At 54.0% G+C, this 25,427-nt stretch carries 21 protein-coding genes; 15 read left to right on the plus strand and 6 right to left on the minus strand.

Annotated features, from left to right (window positions below):
- Positions 1-9: 9 nt before the first annotated feature.
- Positions 10-981, minus strand: coding sequence for a DUF3598 family protein (locus tag H6G53_RS15070; RefSeq protein ID WP_242037340.1), 972 nt, complete (start codon positions 979-981; stop codon positions 10-12).
- On the opposite strand from H6G53_RS15070, the gene pyk reads away from it, so the two are divergent.
- Complete coding sequence (gene pyk, locus H6G53_RS15075) at positions 935-2,698, plus strand: pyruvate kinase (protein WP_190534350.1); 1,764 nt, start codon at positions 935-937, stop codon at positions 2,696-2,698. The two genes, H6G53_RS15070 and pyk, sit on opposite strands and share 47 nt — an antisense overlap.
- 1,053 nt (positions 2,699-3,751) lie before the next feature.
- The gene (clpP, locus tag H6G53_RS15080; protein WP_099531589.1) at positions 3,752-4,360 is read left to right on the plus strand and encodes an ATP-dependent Clp endopeptidase proteolytic subunit ClpP; all 609 of its coding nucleotides are present in this window, start codon (positions 3,752-3,754) and stop codon (positions 4,358-4,360) included.
- A 245-nt stretch (positions 4,361-4,605) separates the two neighbouring features.
- Here clpP and H6G53_RS15085 read toward each other — a convergent pair whose 3' ends face one another.
- Entirely contained in the window at positions 4,606-5,736 is a 1,131-nt protein-coding gene (locus H6G53_RS15085; protein WP_190534353.1) for a metallophosphoesterase, read from the minus strand.
- A gap of 325 nt (positions 5,737-6,061) precedes the next feature.
- On the opposite strand from H6G53_RS15085, the gene psb34 reads away from it, so the two are divergent.
- On the plus strand, positions 6,062-6,241 hold the full coding sequence (gene psb34, locus H6G53_RS15090; RefSeq protein ID WP_099531587.1) for a photosystem II assembly protein Psb34: 180 nt from the start codon (positions 6,062-6,064) through the stop codon (positions 6,239-6,241).
- 579 nt (positions 6,242-6,820) lie between these two features.
- Here the strand turns inward: psb34 and H6G53_RS15095 are convergent.
- Entirely contained in the window at positions 6,821-7,336 is a 516-nt protein-coding gene (locus tag H6G53_RS15095) for a hypothetical protein (RefSeq protein WP_190355580.1), read from the minus strand.
- Positions 7,337-7,642: 306 nt separating this feature from the next.
- Here H6G53_RS15095 and hetZ point away from each other — a divergent pair, with 306 nt between their 5' ends.
- From hetZ to H6G53_RS15110, 3 genes are all read left to right on the plus strand, one after another.
- Positions 7,643-8,821, plus strand: coding sequence for a heterocyst differentiation protein HetZ (hetZ, locus tag H6G53_RS15100; protein ID WP_099531585.1), 1,179 nt, complete (start codon positions 7,643-7,645; stop codon positions 8,819-8,821).
- Positions 8,814-9,932, plus strand: a complete 1,119-nt coding sequence (locus tag H6G53_RS15105) for a hypothetical protein (protein WP_190534358.1) — start codon at positions 8,814-8,816, stop codon at positions 9,930-9,932. Before hetZ ends, H6G53_RS15105 begins: the two co-directional genes overlap by 8 nt.
- 291 nt (positions 9,933-10,223) lie before the next feature.
- On the plus strand, positions 10,224-10,460 hold the full coding sequence (locus H6G53_RS15110) for a NifU family protein (RefSeq protein ID WP_099531583.1): 237 nt from the start codon (positions 10,224-10,226) through the stop codon (positions 10,458-10,460).
- Between the two features lie 804 nt (positions 10,461-11,264).
- Here the strand turns inward: H6G53_RS15110 and H6G53_RS15115 are convergent.
- The 3 genes from H6G53_RS15115 to hemF all read right to left on the minus strand — a co-directional run bounded on the left by H6G53_RS15115 (position 11,265) and on the right by hemF (position 13,836).
- Complete coding sequence (locus tag H6G53_RS15115) at positions 11,265-11,489, minus strand: DUF4327 family protein (protein WP_099531580.1); 225 nt, start codon at positions 11,487-11,489, stop codon at positions 11,265-11,267.
- Positions 11,490-12,084: 595 nt separating this feature from the next.
- Positions 12,085-12,444 carry an STAS domain-containing protein gene (locus H6G53_RS15120; protein WP_099531579.1) on the minus strand — a complete coding sequence of 120 codons (360 nt, stop codon included), beginning with the start codon at positions 12,442-12,444 and terminating at the stop codon, positions 12,085-12,087.
- 306 nt (positions 12,445-12,750) lie between these two features.
- Positions 12,751-13,836, minus strand: coding sequence for an oxygen-dependent coproporphyrinogen oxidase (gene hemF / locus H6G53_RS15125; protein WP_190534361.1), 1,086 nt, complete (start codon positions 13,834-13,836; stop codon positions 12,751-12,753).
- Between the two features lie 873 nt (positions 13,837-14,709).
- On the opposite strand from hemF, the gene H6G53_RS15130 reads away from it, so the two are divergent.
- The 9 genes from H6G53_RS15130 (at position 14,710) to H6G53_RS15170 (ending at position 25,341) form a co-directional block, all read left to right on the plus strand.
- Positions 14,710-15,789: an Mrp/NBP35 family ATP-binding protein gene (locus H6G53_RS15130; RefSeq protein WP_099531576.1), complete on the plus strand. Its 1,080-nt coding sequence runs from the start codon at positions 14,710-14,712 to the stop codon at positions 15,787-15,789.
- 101 nt (positions 15,790-15,890) lie between these two features.
- Positions 15,891-17,150, plus strand: coding sequence for a rod shape-determining protein RodA (gene rodA, locus H6G53_RS15135; RefSeq protein ID WP_242026199.1), 1,260 nt, complete (start codon positions 15,891-15,893; stop codon positions 17,148-17,150).
- A 506-nt stretch (positions 17,151-17,656) separates the two neighbouring features.
- Positions 17,657-18,478 (plus strand): sterol desaturase family protein, encoded by an 822-nt coding sequence (locus H6G53_RS15140; RefSeq protein ID WP_190534364.1) that lies wholly within the window; start codon positions 17,657-17,659, stop codon positions 18,476-18,478.
- 224 nt (positions 18,479-18,702) lie between these two features.
- Entirely contained in the window at positions 18,703-19,368 is a 666-nt protein-coding gene (locus tag H6G53_RS15145; RefSeq protein ID WP_190534367.1) for a riboflavin synthase, read from the plus strand.
- A gap of 331 nt (positions 19,369-19,699) precedes the next feature.
- The gene (locus tag H6G53_RS15150; RefSeq protein WP_190355577.1) at positions 19,700-20,431 is read left to right on the plus strand and encodes a GUN4 domain-containing protein; all 732 of its coding nucleotides are present in this window, start codon (positions 19,700-19,702) and stop codon (positions 20,429-20,431) included.
- A gap of 184 nt (positions 20,432-20,615) precedes the next feature.
- Entirely contained in the window at positions 20,616-22,064 is a 1,449-nt protein-coding gene (locus tag H6G53_RS15155; protein ID WP_190534370.1) for an IctB family putative bicarbonate transporter, read from the plus strand.
- A gap of 208 nt (positions 22,065-22,272) precedes the next feature.
- On the plus strand, positions 22,273-23,682 hold the full coding sequence (locus tag H6G53_RS15160) for a trypsin-like serine protease (RefSeq protein ID WP_190534373.1): 1,410 nt from the start codon (positions 22,273-22,275) through the stop codon (positions 23,680-23,682).
- A gap of 61 nt (positions 23,683-23,743) precedes the next feature.
- Positions 23,744-24,601, plus strand: coding sequence for a GNAT family N-acetyltransferase (locus tag H6G53_RS15165; RefSeq protein ID WP_190534376.1), 858 nt, complete (start codon positions 23,744-23,746; stop codon positions 24,599-24,601).
- Positions 24,602-24,837: 236 nt separating this feature from the next.
- Positions 24,838-25,341: a protein kinase gene (locus H6G53_RS15170; RefSeq protein ID WP_242030932.1), complete on the plus strand. Its 504-nt coding sequence runs from the start codon at positions 24,838-24,840 to the stop codon at positions 25,339-25,341.
- Positions 25,342-25,427: the final 86 nt, after the last annotated feature.

Raw genomic sequence — 25,427 nt, forward strand, 5'->3', positions numbered from 1 at the left:
TGGGGCAACTTAGGCGACGCGCTCTTCAGTCACCAGAGTTAGGCTAGCCCAGGCTCCTTGGGCATCGTAGCTGCGGATCAGCCGTTGGCGCAGATTGGGGTTGATTAGCCAACCGGCCTCCAAAAAGAGCGGCTGTCGATAATTGAGTTGCGTGGGAAAGGTGGCCGAAATCCCGTTGGGCAGCAGGAGCACCGTGCTGTTACCTGCGCGGAACTCCAGCCGATTCCCCACGATCGCCGCGTCAGAGCCGATCGCCTGATTCCCGAACTTGAGTGTTTGCACCAGCCGATCGCCCGATCGCCGAACTTCCAAGTGCGACATGCCTGTTTGGGCCGGCTGAAAATCGGGATAGACCGTCACCCACTGTCCTTGCCAAACCCCTGGCAGCGCGGTTAACAGCGCTTCAGGCGTGAGCGGCTCCCCCGGCGGCAAGGTTGGCATAGGATCCAGGGTTTCCCGAATCAGGGAAAGGGGCATTAACTGCGCCGCCTTGTCGTAGCGAATCACGACCCGCACCCGCAAGGGCCGAGCCACCAATCCCAACTCGGCCCCAAATTCGGAAAAGGGCCCTAATTGCATGGAACCTTGGGAAAATGCGCCGGTTTCGAGGGCTAAGAAGCCTCGCCCCAGGTTGCTGTAGGTGAGTTCTAAATCTTGAACGGGGGCAGCGGTTTCGATTTCAGGAAACTGTCCATCGGCCGTGGGGGCAAATTGGCGCACCCGCTGATAGATAGTTTTGCCGCCTTCGAGGGGGGTAATGCTGGTGATGCTGGGGCGATCGCTGAGGAGTTGTCCTTGGTCATCCACCGTAGCAAAGGAGCCGTACCACTCACCCACGTTCTCTAGCAAGCAGTCCCAGGTCGATCGCATGGCCCATAGCAGAGAGAGGACTCCATCGATGGTATCGTAGTACCCGCAACGTTTCGAGACATTCATGGACTCGCCACAGCCCTTGCGCCGCACCAAAATCGTCGCCACCATTGGCCCCGCCACTAACACGCCCGATGTGTTGCGATCGCTCATTGAAGCCGGTGCCACGACGCTTCGCCTCAACTTCTCCCATGGCAGCCATGCCGACCACCAGTCCAACATTAAGCTGATTCGGCAAATCTCCTTTGAGCTGAATCAGCCGGTGGCGATTCTGCAAGACCTTCAGGGCCCGAAAATTCGGCTCGGCAAATTTGCTGAAGGGTCGATCGTGTTGCAAAAGGGCGATCCCTTCGTGCTCACCAGCCGGGAAGTGGTGGGCACTCAGGACGCAAGCTCCGTCACTTACGATTTGCTGGCGGAAGAAGTTCCTGAAAATGCCACGATTTTGCTCGATGATGGGCGCGTGGAAATGGTCGTGGAACGGGTCGATCGAGCCAAGGGCGATCTCCACTGCCGCACCATTGTTGGCGGCCGCCTCTCGAACAACAAGGGCGTGAACTTCCCCGGGGTTTACCTGTCGATCAAAGCTTTGACCGACAAGGATAAGGAAGATTTGATGTTCGGCCTCGATCAAGGGGTCGATTGGGTGGCGTTGAGCTTTGTGCGCAATCCCCAAGATGTGCTGGAAATCCGCGAAATGATTGCCAGCCGGGGCAAAAACGTGCCCGTGATCGCCAAAATCGAAAAGCACGAGGCGATCGAGCAGATGGAGGCCATCCTCTCCCTTTGTAACGGGGTGATGGTGGCGCGGGGCGATCTGGGGGTTGAACTGCCCGCCGAGGACGTGCCCGTTCTGCAAAAGCGCTTGATTCGCACGGCTAATCGTCTGGGCATCCCGATCATTACGGCCACCCAGATGCTCGACAGCATGGTCAGCAACCCGCGGCCCACCCGCGCGGAAATTTCCGACGTGGCGAATGCCATTTTGGACGGTACTGATGCGGTGATGCTGTCCAACGAAACCGCTGTGGGTCAATATCCCGTGGAAGCTGTGGCCACCATGGCTCGGATTGCCGTGCGGATTGAACAGGAGAAATTCCAGTTCGATTTGGAAAGTGCTGGGCGATCGATCCCGAATGCGATTTCCAAGGCCGTCGGGGACATTGCGGCCCAGTTGGATGCAGCGGCGATCGTAACCCTCACCAAGTCCGGAGCCACCGCCCGCAATGTTTCCAAATTCCGCCCCAGTACGCCAATTTTGGCCGTCACGCCCCATGTCAACATTGCCCGCCAATTGCAATTGGTGTGGGGAGTGCGGCCGCTGATGGTGTTGGATTTGCCATCTCCCACCCAAACCCTGCAAGCGGCGATCGGGCTGGCCCAAGAACAGTACGTTCTGCGCGAAGGGGATTTGGTGGTGATGACCGCCGGTACGTTGCAAGGCATTTCCGGCTCCACAGACTTGATCAAAGTAGAAGTGGTGACCTCTGTGTTGGGCCGTGGCCGTGGCATTGGCCAAAGCTCCGTTAGCGGTCGTGCCCGGGTGGTGAAAAACCTGATGGATGCCAACTCCCTGGAAGCGGGCGAAATCCTTGTGGCTCCTGCTACCAGTGTTGATTGCATTGAAGCGATTCGCCGTGCCGGTGGCGTAATTACCGAAGATGGCAGCCTGACGGGGCACGCCGCCACGATCGCCCAACGGTTAGGCATTCCCGTAATTGTCGGTGTGGATGGGGCTACCGATGCCATTCGTGACGGGGCGATCGTGACCTTGGATGCACCGCGCGGAGCCATCTATTCGGGAGCGGTAGGAGCCATCAGCGAATAGTTCGCGAATCGTTTGCGAGCGACTCATTGAATTAATTAGTTAGTTCAACGAGAGGAGCGGGCTGGGGGTGACCCGGGCGATCGCCCTGTGGCGATCAAAAAACTGACCCCCGCCCTTTCCAAATCAGAGTTCAACCGGCAAAATACTGGCATCCCCCCGCCTGGTCAGCCCCGATCGCCAAAAGTTGGATCATCTCCACGGGCGAACCAAGTGGCGGGAAACGATCAACCCTGCTTTGGCGTGTAAAGCTGGCCAAAAATAAGCCAGTCACGAAAAAAGCAGACCGCGAATAGCAGATAGCCAGACGGTTAGATAGTCAGACAGTCAGACACGGATAAAAAACAGATGGGGTAAACGCTGGGCGAGAAGTCGTTTAACCAGTTGCAATGCTGGGTCAACCTCTCAGCCCCATTCAACTCAACCCAATTCAATTCAGCCCTTGTCCTTGGAGCCTGGTAATTCTTTACCAAAGGTTCATACGGAATGGGCGAAAGTTCATCCTAGCTTTACAGACAGCTAGGGGTTTTCGCATACCCTTAAAGTTATGAAAGTGCTGAAAACGCAATAAGGGCTAAAAACTCCATTGCATTCACGCGCTTGCGGACGAAACAAAAAAGTCACCCCTTTGGGGTCTCCGCAGCGTGCCATCTCTGTCTGACATCTCTGACAATCTCCACAGACCCTGCTCTAACTCTCTTTTCCTGCTCTAACTCTCTTTTTACGACAACGGTTCATTGGGTGAGTGTGATTGACACACCACCCCTTTTTTTGTCTCTGGATTTTTTTGTCTCTGGGTTTTTGGTGTAGCGTTGCTGATCTTGTGCTCTGGCTGGCTGAAAAATCGCCGGGGAATGGTGGATCAGCCTATTGAGCGTCGATCAACCTTGCTCAGAATCGAGAGCGTGAAATGGGCAACTAGCCTGTTCAGCCTAGGCTCCATCGCGATCGAGCAGACCTGAGGGCGGAGACCCGTATCGAGACCCCTAGAAGGTATTTGGCGCAACTCGCTAGAATCAAGGTTGTTTCAGGTCATTCACAAGCCATAGGACGCGCATGATCCCGACTGTTATCGAACAATCTGGCCGCGGCGAACGCGCTTTTGATATTTATTCCCGGTTGCTGCGGGAGCGCATTGTGTTTTTGGGAACGGCGATCGATGCGGATGTGGCCAACTCGATCGTGGCGCAGCTCCTGTTCCTTGACGCGGAAGATCCCGAACAGGATATCTACCTGTACATCAACTCCCCTGGGGGTTCGGTGACGGCTGGCATGGGCATCTATGACACGATGAATCACATCCGCCCGAGCGTTTGCACCATCTGCGTTGGGCTGGCGGCCAGCATGGGAGCGTTTTTGCTCAGTGCCGGTGAAAAGGGCAAACGGATGAGCTTGCCGAACTCCCGAATTATGATTCACCAACCCTTGGGCGGCGCACAGGGCCAAGCAACGGATATCGAAATCCAAGCTAAGGAAATTCTGTATCACAAGGCCAATCTCAACCGCTGCCTGGCGGATCACACGGGTCAACCCCTGAGCCGCATTGAAGAGGACACGGAACGTGATTTCTTCATGTCGGCTGGAGAAGCCCAGGACTATGGCCTGATTGACCAGGTGATTAATCGTCGGCCGTCGGCTTCGGAGCCGTTGGTGGCTGCGGTTTAGGATGCGGCGGCGCTGCGGCGTGGCTGAGACTGTGTAACCGGCGCTGCATGATTTGCACTGTGGGGCGATTGGCTTGCAGTGATGAAAAAGCTGAGGGCGCGGAATTTGGCATTGAATAGCCAACGATCGCGCGGGGGCAAGGGGCTTAAGCCCCTTGTCTGTTTTTGTGGGCCCCTGGTCTGCTTTTGGGGGATGAGGACAGGGCGAGCCGTTGCCTTGAAGATGGCTGGCTGGGTTTGATGTTTCTAGAGGCGCAGGGCGATGTGGTTGTCGATGCGTGCGATCGAGCCGTCGGGGCCGATCGCCCCAAATTGTTGGCAATAGTCCCGTACGATCGGGGGCAATTGCTGAAACTCAAAGAGCGTGTCCCCATTGGCCACATCGGCCCAGAAATTCCGTAACTGGGGAGCCAGCAAGAGCGCTTCGTCTTGCGACAGCCCCAAACCGCCATACATCAACATTTTCAACATAAACGGCGGACTCCGATCACCCATCCACTGCCGAGAAAGGGCGGGCAAATCTTCCCAACCGGGAACAGACTTCACGCGGCCCGATTCCACCTCCAACCAAGGATGACCCGAGCGATCGCGCCGCAAGGTGACCAAGCGGAATGGATGGGGGTAACTGACTAAGGAGCCGGTGGTGATGTCATAGAGGCCGTCAGCTTCCGCAATGTCCTGCACATGGAGATGGCCCGTAAAAACTAACTGGATCCCGGCCGATCGCAGCTTTTGGCGCAGTTCGATCGCGTTTTGGAGCATGTAGCGACTGCCCAGGGGGTGAGTCGCCTGTTCCGGCAAATGCTCCACCACATTGTGATGCACCATCACCAGGGTCAGATCCTGCGGGTTGAGCTGGGCAAGGGTGCGATCGAGCCAGGCCATTTGCTCCGCATCGATCGCCCCAACAATTTCCTTGCCATCTTCTGCAAGTTGATTGGAATTCAGACCAATCAGTTTCAGGCCGGGCAACAACTCTTGAATGTAATAGGGCTGCGGAGAATCCCCATAGCCAAAGTCCCGATACAGCGTCACAAACTCCGGCAGGGTCGTGATGCGCGGGTAACTCGATTGGGCAGGAAAATCATGGTTGCCCGGAACCACATAAACCGGATAGGGCAACTGTTTCAGCCGTTGCACCAGCCACTGATGATTTTCTGGCTCGCCATGTTGAGTCAGGTCACCGGGCAACAACAGGAAATCTAAATTCAGTCGCTCCAGTTGCTCCAGGATTTGCTCCAGGGCCGGAATCGCCACCTCCACCAAGTGAAATCGACTCGGATGATCCCAAACCGTGTGGGGCAAAGCGACATGTAAATCGCTGATGACGGCAAAGCGGCAAGGGCGATCGGGCCACGGGGCGATCGGGGAGGACATAGGAAGCGATGAACGGGGGCTGAAGAACTGGACAAGGACGATCCCCGCTCAAAAACGAGTATAGCCTTGCGTTTCCGCCCCCGGGCGCGATCGGGCCTAAAGCAAGCAATCTGTAGTGATTTTTAAATCGTTATTAACGCATGTGCCGATTAAACGATGAAATGTGGATTGATCCGAGGGCTGGACTGATGACCACCAAGGCTTTTAGCTCCGAATGAGGAAAATAAAATAATTTTCGTCAAGTATGTTGCAAGAAAAGTTTACATAGTGTTACACTGTGAAACACAGGGCAACAAACAGCCCCCACATCCTTCGGAGCAGTGCCATGTACACCACCGTTAACGAAACCGGCCAACTGAACAACTACGCCAAAGAGCCGAAGATGTACTACGCGCATTACCCCACCTTCTGGGAACAGCGCCGCTACGCACAACTGGGTGGGGCCGCTGTCTTATTCCTGGGGCTAACTTTGGCAGTTGCCTTTGCTGCATCCTCAGTGGTCTAAGGTGTTGTAATCTTCAGGCTTGGTGTTAGTAAAGTCAGCAGTTTTCTGCGCCCTTCGTGGTCATGATTGACTTCTGAGCCTGTTGATAACCCACAACAATAATTCATGGTGATTTCTTAAAGTGACAGTCTGCGATCGTCGTTCGCAGTAATGACTTGCCACTACAACTGTTAGTCATTGCGAGTCACAGTCGCTGGCAATGAGTCAATCGCCACAAATAATACGAAAGTCACCTCAATGGTTAACACTGAGGTGACTCTTGTTGTTTTTAAGACTCGAATGGAAATTGCCAGCCTGCTTGTGCCGTAACTCCTGCTCTTTCCTGAAGTGGAGGAGAGACAGAAATAATGTTGATCACTCAATTACTTCGTCAAGACTCATCCTCCTTCTGTTTTGAGGATGCCTGTGAAAGGGGCAACAAGGGGCTAGATGAGTGCAAAAGATCGCATGATTGACTAGAGACTGATCGGGTGATCGTTGGGGATTGATTGGACTGAATCCCAATCAATGGTCATCAATTACTACTGTGAACTGATGAGTCTGGATCGTAGAACTGGCTCAACGCTTTCTATGTAAATTCTATGCAAAATCTGAAGGGATCGTTGTGGCGCTATTGGGCAGCGGATTGGGAATCATGTCGCCTTCTTGCCACTGTTGAACTTGGGAAAAGAGGTTGCGAACGGTTTCCTGAAAGGCTTCTCGGGTCACTTCAATGCCCTGCATCACATCACCGGGGATGTCGAAAAACACGAGGCTATCGATCGTTTCCATTGCCATCAGTTGAAACAGGATATGCGTGACGGGAAACGGGGCGGCCATCAAGTTGGGATCTTTGGTGGGCATGGGGCCGCGGGCTGCGTCTTGCAAGGTGGGAAAGGCGTAGACCACATTTTTCTCGATTCCCTGTTCGCGGCGGTTCCCGAGGGTGACGCGCACCCAATCGCCATTCAGGGTTTGTAGGATGTAGTAGTCTTCGCGACTCAGTTGGTTGGCGAAGTAGATCAATGCTGGGGCGATCGCGGCAACGATTTCGGGAGTTTGACCGTCTTGGGGAGCATTGTCGATCAGAATTTGAATTTGGCTTTCAATATCCATAGGTTCAATGAAAAAGACGAAAAATGACGGTCAAGCTAGGCAGGGCGGGCAGCGGCTTTGGCAATCGCCCTAGTAACAGTCCTAGCAACGATCACTCGTGCCACAACCATCGTTGCGCTCGGCCGCAAGCATTGTACCTGCGGATTTTGTGGCAAGTTGTTGGGGGCTAATTGGGGTTACCGATCGCACAGGCAGCGTAATCGCTCGTGGTGGTCATCGCTGAGTCGATTATGCTTGTCATGGTAAACCGTTCCGTAGGACATCTCCGGAGTCTTGGGGTGGCATCAGTCGCAATGGTCGGTTGTAATGTTGGCATCAGACGAGAGTTGTAGGGGCGTGGAATCGACGATCGATTTATTGCAGCGGGAGTTGCGGTCAGGAACGACGGCTCCAGAGGCGGTTTGTACAGCGGTGGCCGATCGAATTGCGGCGGAAGTCGATCGCATCTGTACTGAAAGTCGTCGGATCCAGTCTTCCGGGGATGTGTTGGGTTGGGCCCACAGCCTGGCTCGTCACCGATTGCAACAGAATTTGCGCTATTACCAGTTGGGATCCCAACGCGGCCGAGCCGAGTTGCACAGTACCCTCAGCGCCATCATTTACCGATACATTTCCCCAGCCCGATCGCGCACGAGCTATCAAGCGCGGCTATTGGCAATCGAGGATTTCCTCCAGGGATTTTACGTGGAGGCGCTGGGGGCCTTTCGGCGCGAAAACCAGTTGCCCCCGGACTATACCCCTCGGGTACGGCTGGAGTTGGCGGAATATATGGCGTTTGTGGAGCGCTACGCCAAGCGCCGGATTCCGTTGCCCGGTGGGCGATCGCAGCAGTTAATTGTGTTGCGGGCCCAAACCTTTGCCCGTCAACAGCCCCCGGAAACTTCGATCGACATGGATCAGGCCGCCGAAAGCGCCAGTGATAGCGGTGAGGGCTACTCCTGGGATGATGCATCGGTGCAGCAAGTGCGCGATCGAATCAGCGCCAAGGAATCCACGGATGTGATGGATGGGGCCCTGCGCCAGGCGGTTGTGGATGAATTAATTGCTTATCTGCGCGATCGCAACCAAGAGGAATGCGTTAACTATTTGGTGCTGCGATTAAAAGACTTATCCGCCAGCGAAATTGAAAAGGTGTTGGGGCTGGATGCTCGTCAGCGCGATTACTTACAACAACGTTTCAAATATCACCTCATTCGCTTTGCCTTGCTCCACCGTTGGGAATTGGTTCACCAGTGGCTTGATGTGGATTTGGAGCGCGATTTAGGCTTAACCCCTCGTCAATGGGAAAGTTTGCTCAATCAACTGGGCCCGGAAATTACCAAATTGGTGGAGCTAAAACGCGCGGGATCAGACGATCGAACCGTAGCCCAAGCGATGGGAATCAGCGCTTCTCAAGTGCAAAAGCTATGGTTCAAGTTGCTGGAAACCGCTTGGGAAATTCGTAATCGCACAGAGTCCGGAACGAGGAGGGGGACAGATGAATAGCAACTTAGATAGCGTTCCCGGTGCGTTGCAAGCGCAGCTCTTGGGCCAGTTATTGGATGTGGCCAAGGAACTCGACCCCACAACCACCCCTGATCAGTCCCGATCGCCTGAGCCGATTGAACTTGGGGCAACCCAGCTTGAGCCGATCGAGATTGATCAGGCGATCGAACAGGCCCTCGCTGCCCATGCCTTCGATCCCGCTGACCTCCTAGAGGGTGACTTTTCTGCCCTTGCGGATCCGGCGATCAACCCCGCACCAGCGCGATCGCTATCTCCCAGCGATTTATCGGTTGCGAATCCTATGCTCGAACTTGATGCAATGCCCGTCGTTGACCAGCGCTATCACGCCCTGCTGAAACAGCGGTTGATTCTAGAAGCCTCCCAGCGCCCTCCCCTGTTTCCTTGGGAGTCGTCTGAAGCGGCGCTAGATTATCGCGACACTTACGAGGACGCGCCCTCGATCGCCCAAGTTCCCCAAAATCCCTGGCTACGGCAGTTCCAGCAGCTCAACCTGCCCACGAACCTGCCAGCGGACTTGGCCGAACGACTCTTAGCCGCTTGTCAAACCGTTGCCGCCCAGGCTCTCAAAGAAGGCGTAGCCCTCATGCAAGCCGTGGATGAGCTATTTCCCGACCAAGATCGCCTGCTGAATGCCCAAGCCTCCGTCGTGTTGCGCTGGGCAACGGCCGTGCGTACCGGTGCTGCCAATCGTTTTCCCATGGAATATGTGGAATATGATCGCGCCAACCCCCAGCAGCAAATGACCATTGCCCTGTTGGCCGCGCGGGAACTGCTGAACCGCCTGACCCTCGAACTCAGCGCCAAAACCCCCCAGGTCACCCAAGAATGGCTAGCTGACGGTGGTGCTTTGCGAATTGAGGCCCACTACATCCCCCAAGCCGATCGCCCTGCCTTGAACCTCACCCTCCGGCTTCCCGGCACGGGCACTGCTACTCTCAATGGCCCACAAGCCTCGGTGCAAGCGGCTGGGGAAGGCCTCCTGCGCCTGTCCATGCGGAACGTCAAACCGGGCGATCGCTACCGGCTGTCCGTGGCCCAAGTGGGCGAAACGGAGCTTCCTCCCTTGACCTTCACGATTTTGGTGCGCTAGCTGCCACGAGCAAATAGCCACGAACGAACAGCCACAAACGAGCGGCCCGGGCAACTGGCCGTGAGCGATTCGCCATGGACTGAGATCCCGTCAAATTGCGGGCATGACTCAAGAGCACGACTCGGGAGCATGAACCAGATTTAGCAACTTGCCTGTTGTAAAAGTAATCAAGTCAGGCGATACACTAAAGGACGGGCGATCGCACGATCCAGCGACCTATCCATCGCCCGCCCTGAGGTCATCCCTCCAAGGAAAATCCTCATCCGTTTTGCTAAATCCAGAACGCTCGCCATGACCCTACCCCTCACTGTTGAAAACGTCGAAACCACCCTTGATGAACTGCGCCCCTACTTGATGGCTGACGGCGGCAACGTTCAGCTTGTTGAAATTGACGGGCCCGTTGTCAAGCTGCGTCTCCAAGGTGCTTGTGGTTCTTGTCCCAGCTCGGCCATGACCCTGCGGATGGGCATTGAGCGTCGTCTGAAGGAAGTGATCCCCGAAATTGCCGAAATTGAACAAGTGGTTTAAGGCGTTTGCCTGAGCCTTCGGTTTGAGTCTCAAAACTGAAACCTTCGACTCTCAAAAGCAAGTCAACACAGCAACTAAATACACAACCAAATACAACTGATCGATCGCTGATAAAACAAGGGGCTTTTGCTCCTTGTTTTCTTGTTTGATTTTCCTGTTGTGGATTATTTTCTGTAAATTATCTTCTGCAAATTTTCTTGCTTAAGCTCTCTTCAAAATCCAAAAACTTAGCCATCTAAAAACTAAAATTAGATACAGCCTTTACTTAAAATAATTGGCACGTCATATCGCAAATGCCATGAATCAACGGTTTGGTGGGCACTGCCCACCCTACAGACTAAAATTAGATAGTAGAAGTTTTTCTGAAAATATTTTAGTAAAACAGTTTAAACATAAACAGGCAAGGAACATCAGCTCCTTGCCTGGTCAACAGTTGTGCCGTTTGGCAGTCTAAATTACTTCAGCGTGGTTTCAGATATCCATGGAGATTCATCGATCGATGTTCCGTTCAATCCATTGATTGATAAATTAAGTCAAATTAATCAATGCAATAAATTCAACCGGAGTTAACTAGACCTGATTAGGACTGCTTAGATCTTTGGGTGAGTCTCAATGAAGCTGAATCCGAATAGGTCTGGATGAATCGCAGTGGGAGAATTTATGTGCCTCAGCCGATCGGCAGTTGATTGTTTGATCTGGCGAGCGAAAGTTGAAAATTTGATGGGTGACAGCGCCCACGTCATCTCGCGCGATAGCTTAGGGTTTGGCAAGCCAATTAATGTGCGTCTGATGGGGCTGCTGGTCTTAATCGTTAGTCCATTCTTCGTGACTGAGCAGGTCTCCCACGCAGTCCCGGAGTAGATAGTCACACCGCTCTAGCTCAAACTCTACACAAGTCCATTCCCGAGGCGGAATAAATTGGCAGAGGACATAGAGGGGCTGATGACGATCCACGTTTCCCGTTTCCACGAGATGGCGGGCTTCGTCTCGGATCTCGTCGATCGAGTAACGCAGTTTCGTTTGCAGCATATAGAAGGCCCTCTTGGCGATCGATTCGGATGGTTCGGTATGGCTCGATTCAAATGCACCCTACTGTAACGCACCAAATTTATCTATGGCTGTTGCTTAGTAGCGGGCAATACTGAACTTTTACCTATTCTCATCCTTGCCCGAGGGCTTAGCACAGGTCTGGCCGTTAAAAATTCTTAAAGACTGCGACTGTCCTGCAATATTTGATCATCCCCCTTATCATGGCTCTTGGATCGTGACTGGGCGGGTCGATCGAGTCCGTCACGTCACTGGGCAGCCTCAGTCAAGCTCTGGAACCGTGGGCAATGGCAATGGTTGTGAATAGTTGCCAGATAGTTGCCAGATAGTGGCACGAAGAGTGGCGCGAGCAGCGGCCGGAGGCAAAAAGTACCCAATTTGGCCCATAAACCGCAAGCACCGGAAGATCCATGGGACTCATCTTCCAGTGCTTGTGGTGGGTGATGCTATGCGCTAGCTGAAAGGTTGGCTGTTCCCGATCGGGTAGCCCGGGGCTTGCGCTGCCTAGGAGGCGATTGCCCCTTTTGTTTGATAACAACCTAATTGCAACGGGCAGATGGCGCGCTAGGGTGAAGGCCTAGCTAGCGATCGTGCGAGGAGTGCCCTCAAGGGCTTGGTCTTCACTATCAAAAATTTCAAATACGGAATCCATCATGGTGACCTCGAAAACCAGCTTGGCTTCGGGGTGTACCTGACAGAGGCGAAAACTGCCTTTTTCCTTATCGGCATCCCGCATCCCGGCAACGAGCGAGGTGAGTCCAGAACTGTCAATGAAGTTGACCTTGCTGAGATTCACGACGATATGAGGACTCAGCTTAGAAATACATTCTTGCAGTTTGAGGCGAAATTGCCAGGCTGTCGTAATGTCCAGCCGTCCTTCAGGGGTGAGAACAATTACCGTCGTGCCATCTTTGGTCGTGTGGGTCTTCTGCTCCATGATGGATTGTTCGCTCTTGGGGGACTAGGAAGGGGGCTGGCCGACAGATCGTGTTGAGGACAGCGGCGGATCGGCAAGCACTTCATGACCATACCCAAACTCGGGGGCCAGTGGACGTGCAAAGAACGATCCCGGTCAGGACACGGAGATCGAAACAAAGCTGGGGGCTTGATGCTTCGATTTGATCGCACCGGCTACGAGCACCACGCAATCGGAAGCAGCGCTCGACAGGTAAGTCTCCTTCGGATTGTATCACGGCACCCCAGGAGACTTAAGTGGTCTCGGAGTGCCGTTTTCCCCAAGCTGCTAGGCGAGTCCAGGCACTTGAGGGGGTGCATTGAGCCAATCCTGTGGCTTCAGGAAGATCTCATAGAGACTCGCTTCCCGCGTGTTGGGGTCGGGCTGGTAGCCATATTCCCAACGCACGAGTGGCGGCAAGGACATCAAAATTGACTCTGTGCGACCGTTGGTTTGCAGCCCGAAGATCGTGCCGCGATCGTACACCAAGTTAAACTCAACGTACCGTCCCCGACGATAAAGCTGGAAATTTCGCTCCCGATCGCCATATTCCTGGGACTGACGACGCTCAACGATCGGCACGTAGGCCGGTAGGAACGCTCGGCCGCAATCTTGCACGAAGCCGAACAACTCCTCCCAATTGCGCTGAGCCGGCACGCCCACTTGCTTGCTGTGTTGGGCGGCGGGGCCCTGGGCATCGGGGCCGCGATAGAGTTCGTTGGTGCCGTCTTGGTAATCGAAGAAGATGCCGCCAACCCCACGGGTTTCATTGCGGTGCTTCAGGAAGAAATATTCATCGCACCAGAGCTTGAAGGTGTCGTAGTAGTGCGAATTGTGGCGATCGCACGCATCCTTCAGGGTTTGGTGAAAATGCACCACATCTTCCACAAAGGGGTAGTAGGGGGTGAGGTCAATGCCGCCTCCAAACCACCACACGGGGCCCGCTTCAAAGTAGCGGTAGTTGAGGTGAACCGTGGGGATGTAGGGACTTTTGGGGTGCAGCACCATGGAAGTACCGGTGGCGTAAAAGCCATGGCCGGCTGCTTCCGGGCGCTGGGTCAGAATCGAAGGGGGCAATTGGGTTCCCCACACTTCCGAGAAGTTGACTCCGCCTTGCTCAAATACGCCGCCGTTGGTGATGACGCGCGATCGCCCGCCGCCCCCTTCGGGCCGCTCCCAGGCATCTTCACGGAACTGACCCGCCCCATCGGCGGCCGTCAGTCCCTGGCAAATTTCATCTTGAATTTGGCGCATCCATTGGCCAACCCGTTCACGGGAGTCGGCTGGCGGTGCGCCCGCAACCATGGGTTGGGCCTGGCCGTTGGCCTCGGGATGGGTGATCGATGACTTGGCGGGGGTTGCGAATGCGGTCATAGCTAATGTCTAACGCAGTTTGTTAGGAAGCTTTAGGAAAAGGAAACGCCCGCGATCGACCTAAATTTAGGAACTCCCTCAGCCTGGGACGGGGGACGGCGATCGATCTTGGTAGAAAACAGGTTCTGGCGGTTGGGTCAGTTTCCTCACCCAAACGACAACCAGTGCCACGGTTGCTATTGACCCTCTAGCGTACCGGAGGCCCCTAAAAGTCCGGCCAAGCAGTCGTAGAACTTAACAATTTTGTTGTAATCCTGCTGCTGAATCGGAATTAATCGTTGGTATGAGCGCTTGATCGCTCCCGATCGCCTAAGCCGCCGTCTGTCAACTTCCCTTAACAAGACTGGGATCAAGGTGGGGATCAGCTTGAAATTGATGAGCGCCCAGAGCCATGAGAGCGACTCAAACAGATACTCAAATCAATACCCATCAATACCCATCAATACCCAAACAGAACTCAAACAATACCCAAACAGAACTCAAGCAGATGGAGAAGCAACTTCTAGAATCCAACCCAGACCCCTGAGCACCGAGCCTCCCCTGATTTCCCCAACTCTCGATCTTGCAAGCCCTGAGAACAATCAGGACATTCAGAACATAAGCAGCCTTCTGCTCGATCGGTAGCAGCCCACCGGCAAACGGTAAGATTTCAAAACATACAAACTCTGAGTACAAATCCTTAGAATCACCCAAAAGTTCCTGAATCCCCCCGACTCGCTGCCATGGCCGAACCATCGGCCCCCGTAGTCCGAGCCTTGGAAACTTCAGTGAATTCGGGATCTCTGAGGGATCTGTTCGGGATCTCTTTTAGCCTCAGCTTCCGATTAAGACTCAGCTTTCGACTCAGCTACGCCAACGAATTCCCACTCACCCATGACTGCTACCGCCCTCAGTCCCGAAGCCGTGCTTGAGATTTTGCGCCCCGTGGAAGATCCGGAACTGCGCAAAAGCCTCGTTGAGTTGAACATGATCCGCAACGTCAGCATCGATGGCGGCGCTGTGCGGTTCACCCTGGTGCTGACAACCCCCGCTTGCCCCTTGCGGGAATTTATTGTGGATGACTGCAAGCGGGCGGTGAAAACCCTGCCCGGCGTGGAGTCGGTGGATGTGGAAGTGACGGCTGAAACGCCGCAACAAAAATCCTTGCCCGATCGCGCGGGGATTTCCGGCGTGAAAAATATCCTGGCCGTGTCCAGCGGCAAGGGTGGCGTGGGCAAAAGCACCGTAGCCGTGAATATTGCCGTTTCCCTGGCCCAGTCGGGGGCCAAAGTGGGGCTAATTGATGCTGATATTTATGGGCCCAACGTGCCAACCATGCTGGGTTTAACCCAGGCGGAGGTGATGGTGCGGCCAGGGCAGGGGCAAGGACAAGACATCTTGGAACCGGCGGAAAACCACGGCGTGAAGATGGTGTCCATGGGCTTCTTGATTGACCCCGATCAACCGGTAATTTGGCGGGGGCCGATGCTGAACGGCATCATTCGCCAATTCCTGTACCAAGTGGACTGGGGCGAGTTGGACTACTTAATTGTGGATATGCCGCCTGGAACGGGGGATGCCCAGTTGACCATGGCCCAAGCTGTGCCCATGGCGGGGGCGGTGATTGTGACCACGCCCCAAACGGTGTCGCTGATTGATGCGCGGCGCGGGCTGAAGATGTTTCAGCAGCTCAGTGTGCCGGTGTTGGGGATCGTGGAAAATATGAGCTACTTCATTCCGCCGGATCTGCCCGATCGCCAATACGACCTATTTGGTTCGGGTGGAGGCAAAAAGACAGCGGAAGAATTAGCAGTGCCGCTGCTGGGCTGTGTGCCCTTGGAAATGCCTGTGCGGGAAGGGGGCGATCGGGGTGTGCCCATTGTGGTGTCGGCTCCGGATTCGGCCTCAGCCCAGGCCCTGAAGGCGATCGCCCAGGCCGTGGCGGCACGGGTTTCGGTAATGGCCCTGAGCTAGTTTGCCTGAACTAGTTTGGGCGTTACCGGCGACTGGCGGTGAACCATCGGGCCATCGCTCCGCTACTGTTTGATCCAATCCTCGCCCTTTGCTTGCACTCAATGGCTTCTTCCATGTTGCGCTCCAGTCGCTGGAATCTCAAATCGCTGATTCAACCCTGGGCTGATATTGACTGGGTGTTGCTGCTGGCGGTCACGGTGATGACCGTCATTGGTGGCATCAGCATCCGCAGCGTCGAACTCAGCTCCGGGGGCACGAACTGGATTCAACACCTGGTGATGGGCGCCATTGGTTTAATCATTGCCCTCTGGCTGGCCCGATCGCGCTATGAGGAAGTGGAGCGTTGGCGCTGGTGGATCTATGGCGGCATTAACCTGCTGTTGATTGCGGTGATGCTGTTTGGGACAACGGCCTTGGGGGCAGAACGTTGGCTGACGATCGGGAACTTTAATATTCAGCCTTCGGAGTTTGCCAAGGTGGGGCTAATCATCACCCTGGCCAGCGCCATCAACCAAGAAAGCATTTCCACCCTGCCGCGCTTGTTTCAGGTGCTAGCGGTGACGGCCGTGCCCGCCGCCCTGGTGTTCTTGCAGCCCAGCTTGGGATCAACGTTGGTGCTGGGGTCGATTTGCATGAGCATGTTGTATTGGGGCAATGCCAATCCCGGTTGGCTGGCGCTGCTGGTGTCGCCGGTCATTTCCGCCGTGTTGTTTAACGTTTACTTGCCCGCTTGGTTGGCTTGGGTGGCCCTGATGGGTTTTGCGGCTTGGAAAAGTCTGCCCTGGCGCATCTATGGCAGCTTGGGAGCGATCGTGGTGAACCTGACTTCCGGGGGGTTGGGCAAAATCTTTTGGGACTTTTTGAAGCCATACCAAAAGGCCCGGATCACCATGTTTCTCAACCCAGATCAGGATCCGATGGGTGGGGGCTATCACTTGATCCAGTCGCGGATCGCGATCGGGGCGGGGGAGCTTTGGGGCCAGGGGTTGTTCAAAGGAACCCAAACCCAGTTGAACTTCATTCCCGAGCAGGACACAGACTTTATCTTTGCGGCGGTGGGCGAAGAGCTGGGTTTTATTGGCTCGATCGTGGTGCTGGCCCTGTTTTGGATTATTTGCTTGCGGTTGGTGTCGATCGCCCAATCCGCGAAAGATAACTTTGGCTCGGCGATCGCGATTGGCGTGTTGGGAATGTTGATTTTCCAAATTACGGTCAACATTGGGATGACGATCGGCCTGGCTCCCATCACGGGGATTCCCTTGCCCTGGTTGAGTTATGGGCGATCGGCAATGCTCACCAATTTTGTGGCGATCGGGCTGGTGCTGTCGGTGGCCAACCATCGCCAGCGGTTGCGATTCTAGCGGCTGCGATTCTGAACTCGGATTTCGCCACCGAAATTTTGACGACTTGGCGTGGCGGAAAATTGGGTGGTGAACGTCGAATCGCGATCAATCATTGGATTTGAGATCGCCGATCGGGGCAGTCGCGAAATTCAAGTCTCGCAAGTGTTGCCCGGTTTAGAATTATCGATTGTGATGGAGGTGCTGCAACGGCTTGATCGCGCAGACGATGAAAAAATCACCCGCTCGATAATCGAACAATTCCAAGCAAAATCTTGCCTAAATCCCTTAAAGCAATGAATCACTTACTCTGGTCTTGAGCGTTGATTATGTCAACTCCTTGATCACCTTGATCACCCAAAACTCAACCAATCAAGATGCCGTGCTGCTGAAATCGCTGGCTGGGAAATCACGCCATCCTTCACCTGGGGCAAATCGCAATTGCCGGTTTCAGATATAGTAAAAAAGACCGTCAACACTCTATAAAACGATAAATTCTTACCGAAATGAATTGTTTAGAAAAATCAATGCAAAAACTTCTTAACTTTGCTCCTGGCATTGAGTTCTATATCAAAGTGGCAATTGCCTGTACGCTCATTCAACAAGTATTCTTCTACTTTCTGGGAAATTCTCAGATTTCATTTATTAATCAAGTTTTTCTCTATTGGGCAGTTGGCTCTATTTCATTTTATGGCGTTGGTTTGCTGATTGAAAAAAATATTAAAAGCAATGATTCTCTGGCGAAAAAACTAACCGCAAGAGTGGTCAAAGTCAAAAAACAGACATTTCCTGCTTTTACAGTCAAGGGAATTGTTTTGGGTGAACTTAGGTCTTTGGCAGCAGCATTTGTAATTCTATACTTGGCTCCGGAGGTTCACAGAGGAAATAGCTTACTCCTTAATATCGCATGGTTTTTGGCAAGAATTATTGTTGCAGATCTTTGCTTTTATATTGCACACTGGCTGCTTCATAGACAAGCTTTTGTAAAAATTCACCTTAAACATCATGAATTTCGTGACTCTTCCAGCTTCGTGGCTGGATATAAGAGTTTTCCTGAATACCTGATTACGACCCTTACGGATCTTTTGCCTATTTTTATATTTGGGTATGATATTACTCAAGTCTGTGCATGGGTCATCGTCGGCAATATCTACAATTTAGAAGGACATAGCTCATTATCAATTTTCTTTATTTCATCAGATTTCCATGATCTCCACCACACCTGTTTTAATGGGAATTACGGTATTCAAGATTTTTGGGATCGTGTATTCAATACATTAAGACCGACAAAAAAACAGCTACGGCCCATTTTTCCAGCAAATTATCTGGCATCTAGCGATCACCACTAAATTCTGAGACCAGAAGGATTTAGGGCTACAGAGGGGGAATTCCATGGCGGGAAGTTTAGTCTATGAGCCTATCAGTTCCCCATTCGGTTGACGCATGACCGACGCTTTGTCCTTGTTCTCAATGGTTTTGATTTGGTGGTTTTGATCGGTGGTTTTGATTCGGCAGTTTTGATCGGCAGTTTTGATCAGTAGCTTTTAACGGCATCAGGTATTAGGACTCAGCAGTGTTTACAGGATTGGTGCAAGGACTGGGAACCCTGGAACGACTGGGGAACGATCGGGTGGTGATTACCTGCGAACCCGAGGCGATCGGGGCGATTGTCCCCGGTTTGGAACTGGGTGATAGCGTGGCGGTGAATGGGGTGTGCTTGACGGTGGAAACCCTGTTGCCCGATGGGTTTGTGGCGGCTGTGTCCCCGGAAACCATCGATCGCACCACCCTGGGGCAAGTGCAGCGCGTGAACTTGGAACCTTCGTTGCGGGTGGGCAGCAAAATTGGCGGCCACTTCGTGACGGGGCATGTGGACGGGCCCGGCTGGTTTGAATCGGCGATCGCCACGGCCACCTCCTGGGAACTGAGTTTTCAGGCGAGCGATCGGGTCGCACGCTACATCGTTCAAAAGGGCAGCATCGCGATCGATGGCATCAGCCTGACGATCGCCGATTGTTCGGACGATGGCCGCTGGTTCAAGGTGGCCGCCATTCCCCACACCTACGCCCACACCACCTTGCAGGACTTGCAGCCCGGGGCCGCCGTCAACCTGGAAGGGGACGTGTTGGGGAAATATGTTGAAAAACTCCTGCGATCGGGAGCGGGCCCCCTGAACGGCGGCGCGGGGGAGAGCTATGCCATCACCCCCGACTTTTTAGCGGAGCATGGCTATCTTTAGAAGCCCGATCGCTTGTGGCCTGAACCAGCCCCATGCAGGGGCCCATAGAGGCACTGCTGAGGAATACCGGGGCGATCGGGCAAGGGCCGCGAAACCCAGTACCATAGATCCCGAAGCTCCCGAAAGCTCCCGAAGCTTAAGCAGCAAGATCAAGCCAATCCCTGAGCAGCGCTCAACGATTGGTAATCATGATTTGCAATCTCGAAGCCTGGGCAAACCGATCAATCCGTTCGTGGTTTTGGGGTTTGCGCCGTAGTCCCTAATGCGCCATTTCCGGCCAATTTTCCTTTAACAACCATTTCTTGAAAACGCTGGTTCTTCCTAGGTTGGCATGAGCGATTCCCCTGCGTCCGCCGTCATTGATCCGTCTACCGCCCTCGACTCCCTGGCCACCGCGCTCAACAGCGGCAACCTGAAAAAGCAATTGGCTGCCCTTCCGGCGTTAGCGGCCCTGGATGATGGCGTGGCCTTGCTGATCGACTTTGCCAAGGATCGATCGCCCCAGCCCTTGGCCATTGACACGATCGATCCGCTGCTGGGTCGCATCGGCCAACTGTTGAACCGGGCCGACTTGCCCCAGGCTCGCAACTTCCTTGAAGGCTACTATCCCGATGGGGTGGTGGAGTTGCCCGGGGAATGCACCGTGGACTACCAACCCATTCAAACGGCGTTGCTTGAGGAAGATTTTGATCAGGCCGATCGAATCACCATCCAAAAACTGTGCGAGCTGGCGGGCCCCGAAGCCGTCAAACGCAAATGGCTGTATTTCACCGAGGTCGATCGCTTCCCCGCCCTTGATCTGCAAGTGATTGATGGCCTGTGGCGCACCTATTCCGAAGGGAAATTTGGCTTTTCGATTCAGCGCGAAATTTGGTTGGGTGTGGGGCAAGATTGGGAAAAATTCTGGCCCAAAATTAACTGGAAACAGGGTAACCACTGGACGCGCTGGCCCGGTGAATTTACCTGGAGTTTGGCAGCGCCCCGAGGCCATTTGCCCACCACCAATCAACTGCGGGGCGTGCGGGTGATGAATGCCCTGATGCGCCATCCGGCTTGGTCTTAGGCGTGAGCCAAGGGTTACGCTAGGGGTTGCGCTGGTAGTGATGCTGGTAGTCACGTAAAGGGTTGCGTGAATCGTTGAGCCAATTTGGGAAAACCGCCAGCGGCGCGATCGCTAGCCATTGGGCCCCGATCGACCTAGGCTAAATGTGCTGTTTTCCACACAGGCATCGCCGCCACCTCCTCGCATGACCCATTGGGACACGATCGGGCAAACCCTCACCCTCTCTGGAGTCGCCTTAACCCAGTGGCGACAAACAAGCTGGCTGGGTCGTTGGATTGGGGCCCTCAGCGCTTGGCGACAAAGTAGCTGGCTGCTGCATTGGGGCGAAACCCTGCTGGCCCTGTTGGCGGCCACGGTTTTTGGCTTGGCTCCCTTTGCCGAAACGGATTTGCTGGGGCTGTTGCTGTTGGCGGCCGGTGCTTTTTGGGTGTTGCTAACGGTGACCGATCGCCCCGTTGCCGCTGCGGAAGCTGGTGATCAGCCTGGATTGTTCACCCCCATTCACCTGTTGGTGTTGCTTTATGGGGCGATCGCCACCGTGGCCGTGGCCTTTTCGCCCGTCCAGGCTGCCGCCTTCGTGGGCTGGACTAAGTTGATTTTGTACCTGGTCTTTTTCTGTGTTCTGGCACGGGTCACCCGGCTGGAACGGGGCCGCGCCATCATCATCACCGTCTACCTGCTGGCTGCCTTAGCCACCAGTGTCTATGGTCTGCGGCAATGGATCTTTGGAGCCGATGCCCTGGCCACCTGGGTTGATCCAGAATCACCCCTCAGCAAAACAACCCGGGTCTACAGCTATTTGGGCAATCCCAATCTGCTAGCCGGTTACCTAGAAGCCTCGGTTCCCCTGAGTGTGGCAGCGATCTTGGCCTGGAAAGGCTGGATCCAAAAAATCTTAGGCGTGGTGCTGCTGGGGTTGAATGGAACCTGCTTGGTGCTCACCTTCAGCCGAGGTGGTTGGATTGGGCTGGTGGTGGAGTTGGCGGTGCTGGGAATTTTGCTGCTCTATTGGTGGTCTGTGCGGTTCACTCCCTTTTGGCGACGGTGGGCGATGCCGGCCCTGCTGGGCGGTGGCACAACCCTGATGGTGTTGGCGGTGGCGGCTTTGGAACCTCTGCGCGATCGGGTCTTCAGCATCTTTGCGGGCCGGGGCGACAGCAGCAACAACTTCCGCATTAACGTTTGGCAAGCGGTTTTGCAGATGATCCAAGACCGCCCTTGGTTAGGCATTGGCCCCGGTAATGTGGCCTTCAACCGCGTCTATCCGCGTTACCAAAAGCCGAAGTTCAGTGCCCTCAGTGCCTATTCCGTGGTTTTGGAAGTGTTGGTGGAAACGGGTGTGATTGGTTTCACCTGCTTTGTTTGGCTGTTGGGCATGACGGCGTATCAAGGGGGAAGGGCCCTCAATCGACTGCGACAACTGCAAGCCAGCCAGGGCTACTGGTTGTTGGCGGCCTTGGCCACCATGGCCGGTATGTTGGCCCATGGTTTGGTGGATACGGTTTGGTATCGCCCCCAGGTCAGCACGCTTTTCTGGTTAATGTTGGCCCTGGTGGCGGGGTTCTATCAACCACCGACCATCGCTTCAGCGGCAACCCCCAATCGCCCAAACTTGGCCAGCGAAGAGAGTTAAGCCGCCCGTTGATGATTCAACAGCCCAATTCACTGCCTTAACCGAGTTCACCGAATCGAATCAACCCAGCGAAACCATCAGGCGATTAGTCAAGCGCTGGAGAATTTTGCAGCCAGCGGGGGCAGATTGCTGGTTTGGGAAACCCGATCGAGCCGATCGGAGTCGAATCCCGCAGTGGCCTGTTGATGAATTCGGTTAACGGATAGTTATGACCCTTGAATCGCTCGATCGCCGTTCGCGCATTGCCGTTGCTTCCAATGAGGCGAACGATGTGCGGTTTTTGTCCTCCACAGGTCAGGGATTTGATGGGGTTGTGGGCTATGGCACGGGTGGCCAAGTGGACTGCACCGGTTCGCTGCTGTTGTCGGGCCAGCATGTGGTGACGGCGGCTCACTGTGTGGCCGATCGCCTGGTGAGCGACAACAGCTATCAGGTGTATTTCGATGTGCCCGAGGGGCGACAGTCAGTGCGGGTGCAGCAAATTTTTGTCCACCCCAACTGGGACAGCTCTGATCCAGATTCCAACAATGATGTGGCGATTCTGTGGCTTACTTCTTCGGCTCCCGATGGGGCCGATCGCTACGATATTTACCGCAACGGCGATGAAGTGGGGCAGGTGGCGACCCTGGTGGGCTATGGTCAGCCGGGCACGGGTAGTGTTGGGGAACTAGTGGGTGATTTTCCCGCCATTCGTCGGTTAGGAACCAACCGCATTGATGGGCTAGGGGATGTTTTAAACCGCCAGTCAAATGTGGCCGTGTTGCCTGGAACCCAATTGATCTATGACTTTGACAATGGAACCGATCGCAATGATGGCCTAGGGCGTGATTTTGGCCTGCGCGATCGGGGCACTGGCAGCACTGAAGTGGGATCCAGCAGTGGCGACTCCGGGGGGCCTTTGTTTCTTGGCAACCGCGTGGCCGGGGTGGTGTCTTATGGCGCTGTGCCCCGGGCCACGGGAGCCGACGTGACCGGCGCAAACGACACCAGCTACGGCGAAATTTTTGCGGCGACCCGGCTTTCAGCCTTTGCCAGTTGGATTGACAGCACGATCGCGCGGACTCTTTCCAGCAGCGATCTGTTGATCGGCACCAATCGCCCCGATACCCTGTCCGGAAACCAAGGCAACGACACCCTTTCCGGTCGTGGTGGGAATGATTTTCTCTCCGGTGGTCGCGATGACGATCGCCTCGAAGGCGGTGATGGGGATGATGATCTGTATGGCAACCTGGGCAATGACCTGTTGTTTGGGGAAGCGGGCAACGACAGCCTCTTCGGTGGTCAAGGCGATGACACGCTGATCGGCGGCGATGGGAATGATTGGCTGAGTGGCGATCGAGGAGTGGATTTGCTGACGGGTGGAGCTGGGGTCGATCGATTCATTCTCAATCCCACCACCGCCGACAGTAACCCTGCCCTGGCCGACATCATCACCGACTTCAGCGCGGAAGATGTGATTGGCCTCGCGGGAGGCTTAACGGCCAGTGCGATCGCCTTGGAATTGGGCAATCTGCGCAACACGCCAGGGACATTTATTCGTGGTGCAGGTGTTGTGTTGGGATTTGTCAACAACACCGATCCCAGTCAGTTAGCCGGCCGTTTTGAGGCGATCGGGTAACGTCGCTTGCTAGAACGGAGGGCAGTGCCCGCTTGCTTGGCCGTTCTTGAGGAATTACCCCATGTCGTTTCCATCTCAGGACTACCAAATTGCTGTCATGGCTCGCGAGGAACTATCGATCGCGATCGATTGGGCGAGGGTAGAGGGTTGGAATCCTGGGCTACAGGACGCGGACTGTTTCTATGCAGCAGATCCCCAGGGATTTTTGGTGGGCAAGCTGGATCGCCAACCAATTGCCACCATTTCCGCTGTCAAATACGGCCATTCCTTTGGCTTCATTGGGTTTTATATCGTCCACCCAGACGCTCGGCATCAAGGCTATGGCATCCAAATTTGGCAGCGTGCCATCGAGATCCTTGAAGGCCGAACAATCGGCTTAGATGGCGTGGTTGCCCAACAAGAGAATTATCAAAAATCAGGATTTACCTTTGCCCATCGCAATATTCGCTTTGCGGGCATCAGCGATCGCGCTGACCAACTCCACCCCGACCTTGTGCCGCTATCCGCCATCCCCTTTGAGCAACTGAAACAGTGCGATCGTCGCTTTTTTCCTGAGCAACGCGAGCAATTTTTACGGGCTTGGATTGATCAGCCTGACGCTCAGTCCATGGGAATTTTGCAGGGCGATCGGCTCTGTGCCTATGGCGTGATTCGTGCGTGCCACACCGGCTACAAAATCGGCCCACTCAATGCTGAAACCCCTGATCTGGCTGATGCACTTATCCAAGCCTTGATGGCCACCCTTCCATTAGGATCAACCTTCTATTTAGATGTCCCTGAACCTAATCCGCAGGCGATCGAACTGGCCCAGAAATACAAAATGAAACCAGCTTTTGAAACTGCCCGAATGTACCGAGGGTGCTCGCCGGAGCTGCCTTTGGGTCAGATATTTGGCATTACCAGTTTTGAGCTGGGATAACCCTGGGTATCATCATGGAGCATCAAAGCATAGCTGCCTGACTGACCAGATCTAGGACGGTCACCAATTTTGACGGAGATCGCCGCACCAAAACTATTGCGTCCCTTAAGATTATAAAATAGTAAAATACGCGAAAAACTATTTTGCTATAGAAGTCTCTGTATCTTATTAGACCAAAATGTATGACTAATATACTGAAATTTTAAAAATAGTTGAAAAAATCTCAAAGTGCTTCCTTGTCTATTTCTGCGTCTTTTTCTGGGTCTACTCTAATGCTGGTAAATTGTCAACTATCGGGTTATCAATTCATTGAAGAAATTTACCAAGGTTCTCGAACTGCTGTTTATCGCGGAATGCAGTTACCGTCACAACAGCCTGTTGTGATTAAAATTCTGCGATCAACTTATCCCAGTTTTGAGGAATTATTGCAGTTCCGAAATCAGTACACGATTTCCCAAGCCTTGGACATGCCAGGACTCGTCCGCTCCTACGCTTTGGCCGCCTATGAAAATAGTTATGCATTAATCATGGAAGATTTCGGAGGAATTTCTCTTCGTGAATATGCTCAAAATCAGCCATTATCTTTGCATGAAGTTTTGTCTATCGCTCTGCAATTGTCCGTAATTTTGGATTACTTGCATCAACGAAAAGTCATTCACAAAGATATTAAGCCGGCCAATATTTTGATTCATCCCTCCTCGGGAACAATTAAATTAACTGACTTTAGAGCTGATTTATAAAGACAATATTAATCAGCCATCCCCGCTAATCGTTTCACCATCAAATGCATTAAGCAGCCGTAGATCATCCCTTCGCTCGTCTCCGA

Origin of the sequence: Limnothrix sp. FACHB-406 (genome assembly GCF_014698235.1) — a bacterium.
Classification (GTDB): Bacteria; Cyanobacteriota; Cyanobacteriia; order CACIAM-69d; family CACIAM-69d; genus CACIAM-69d.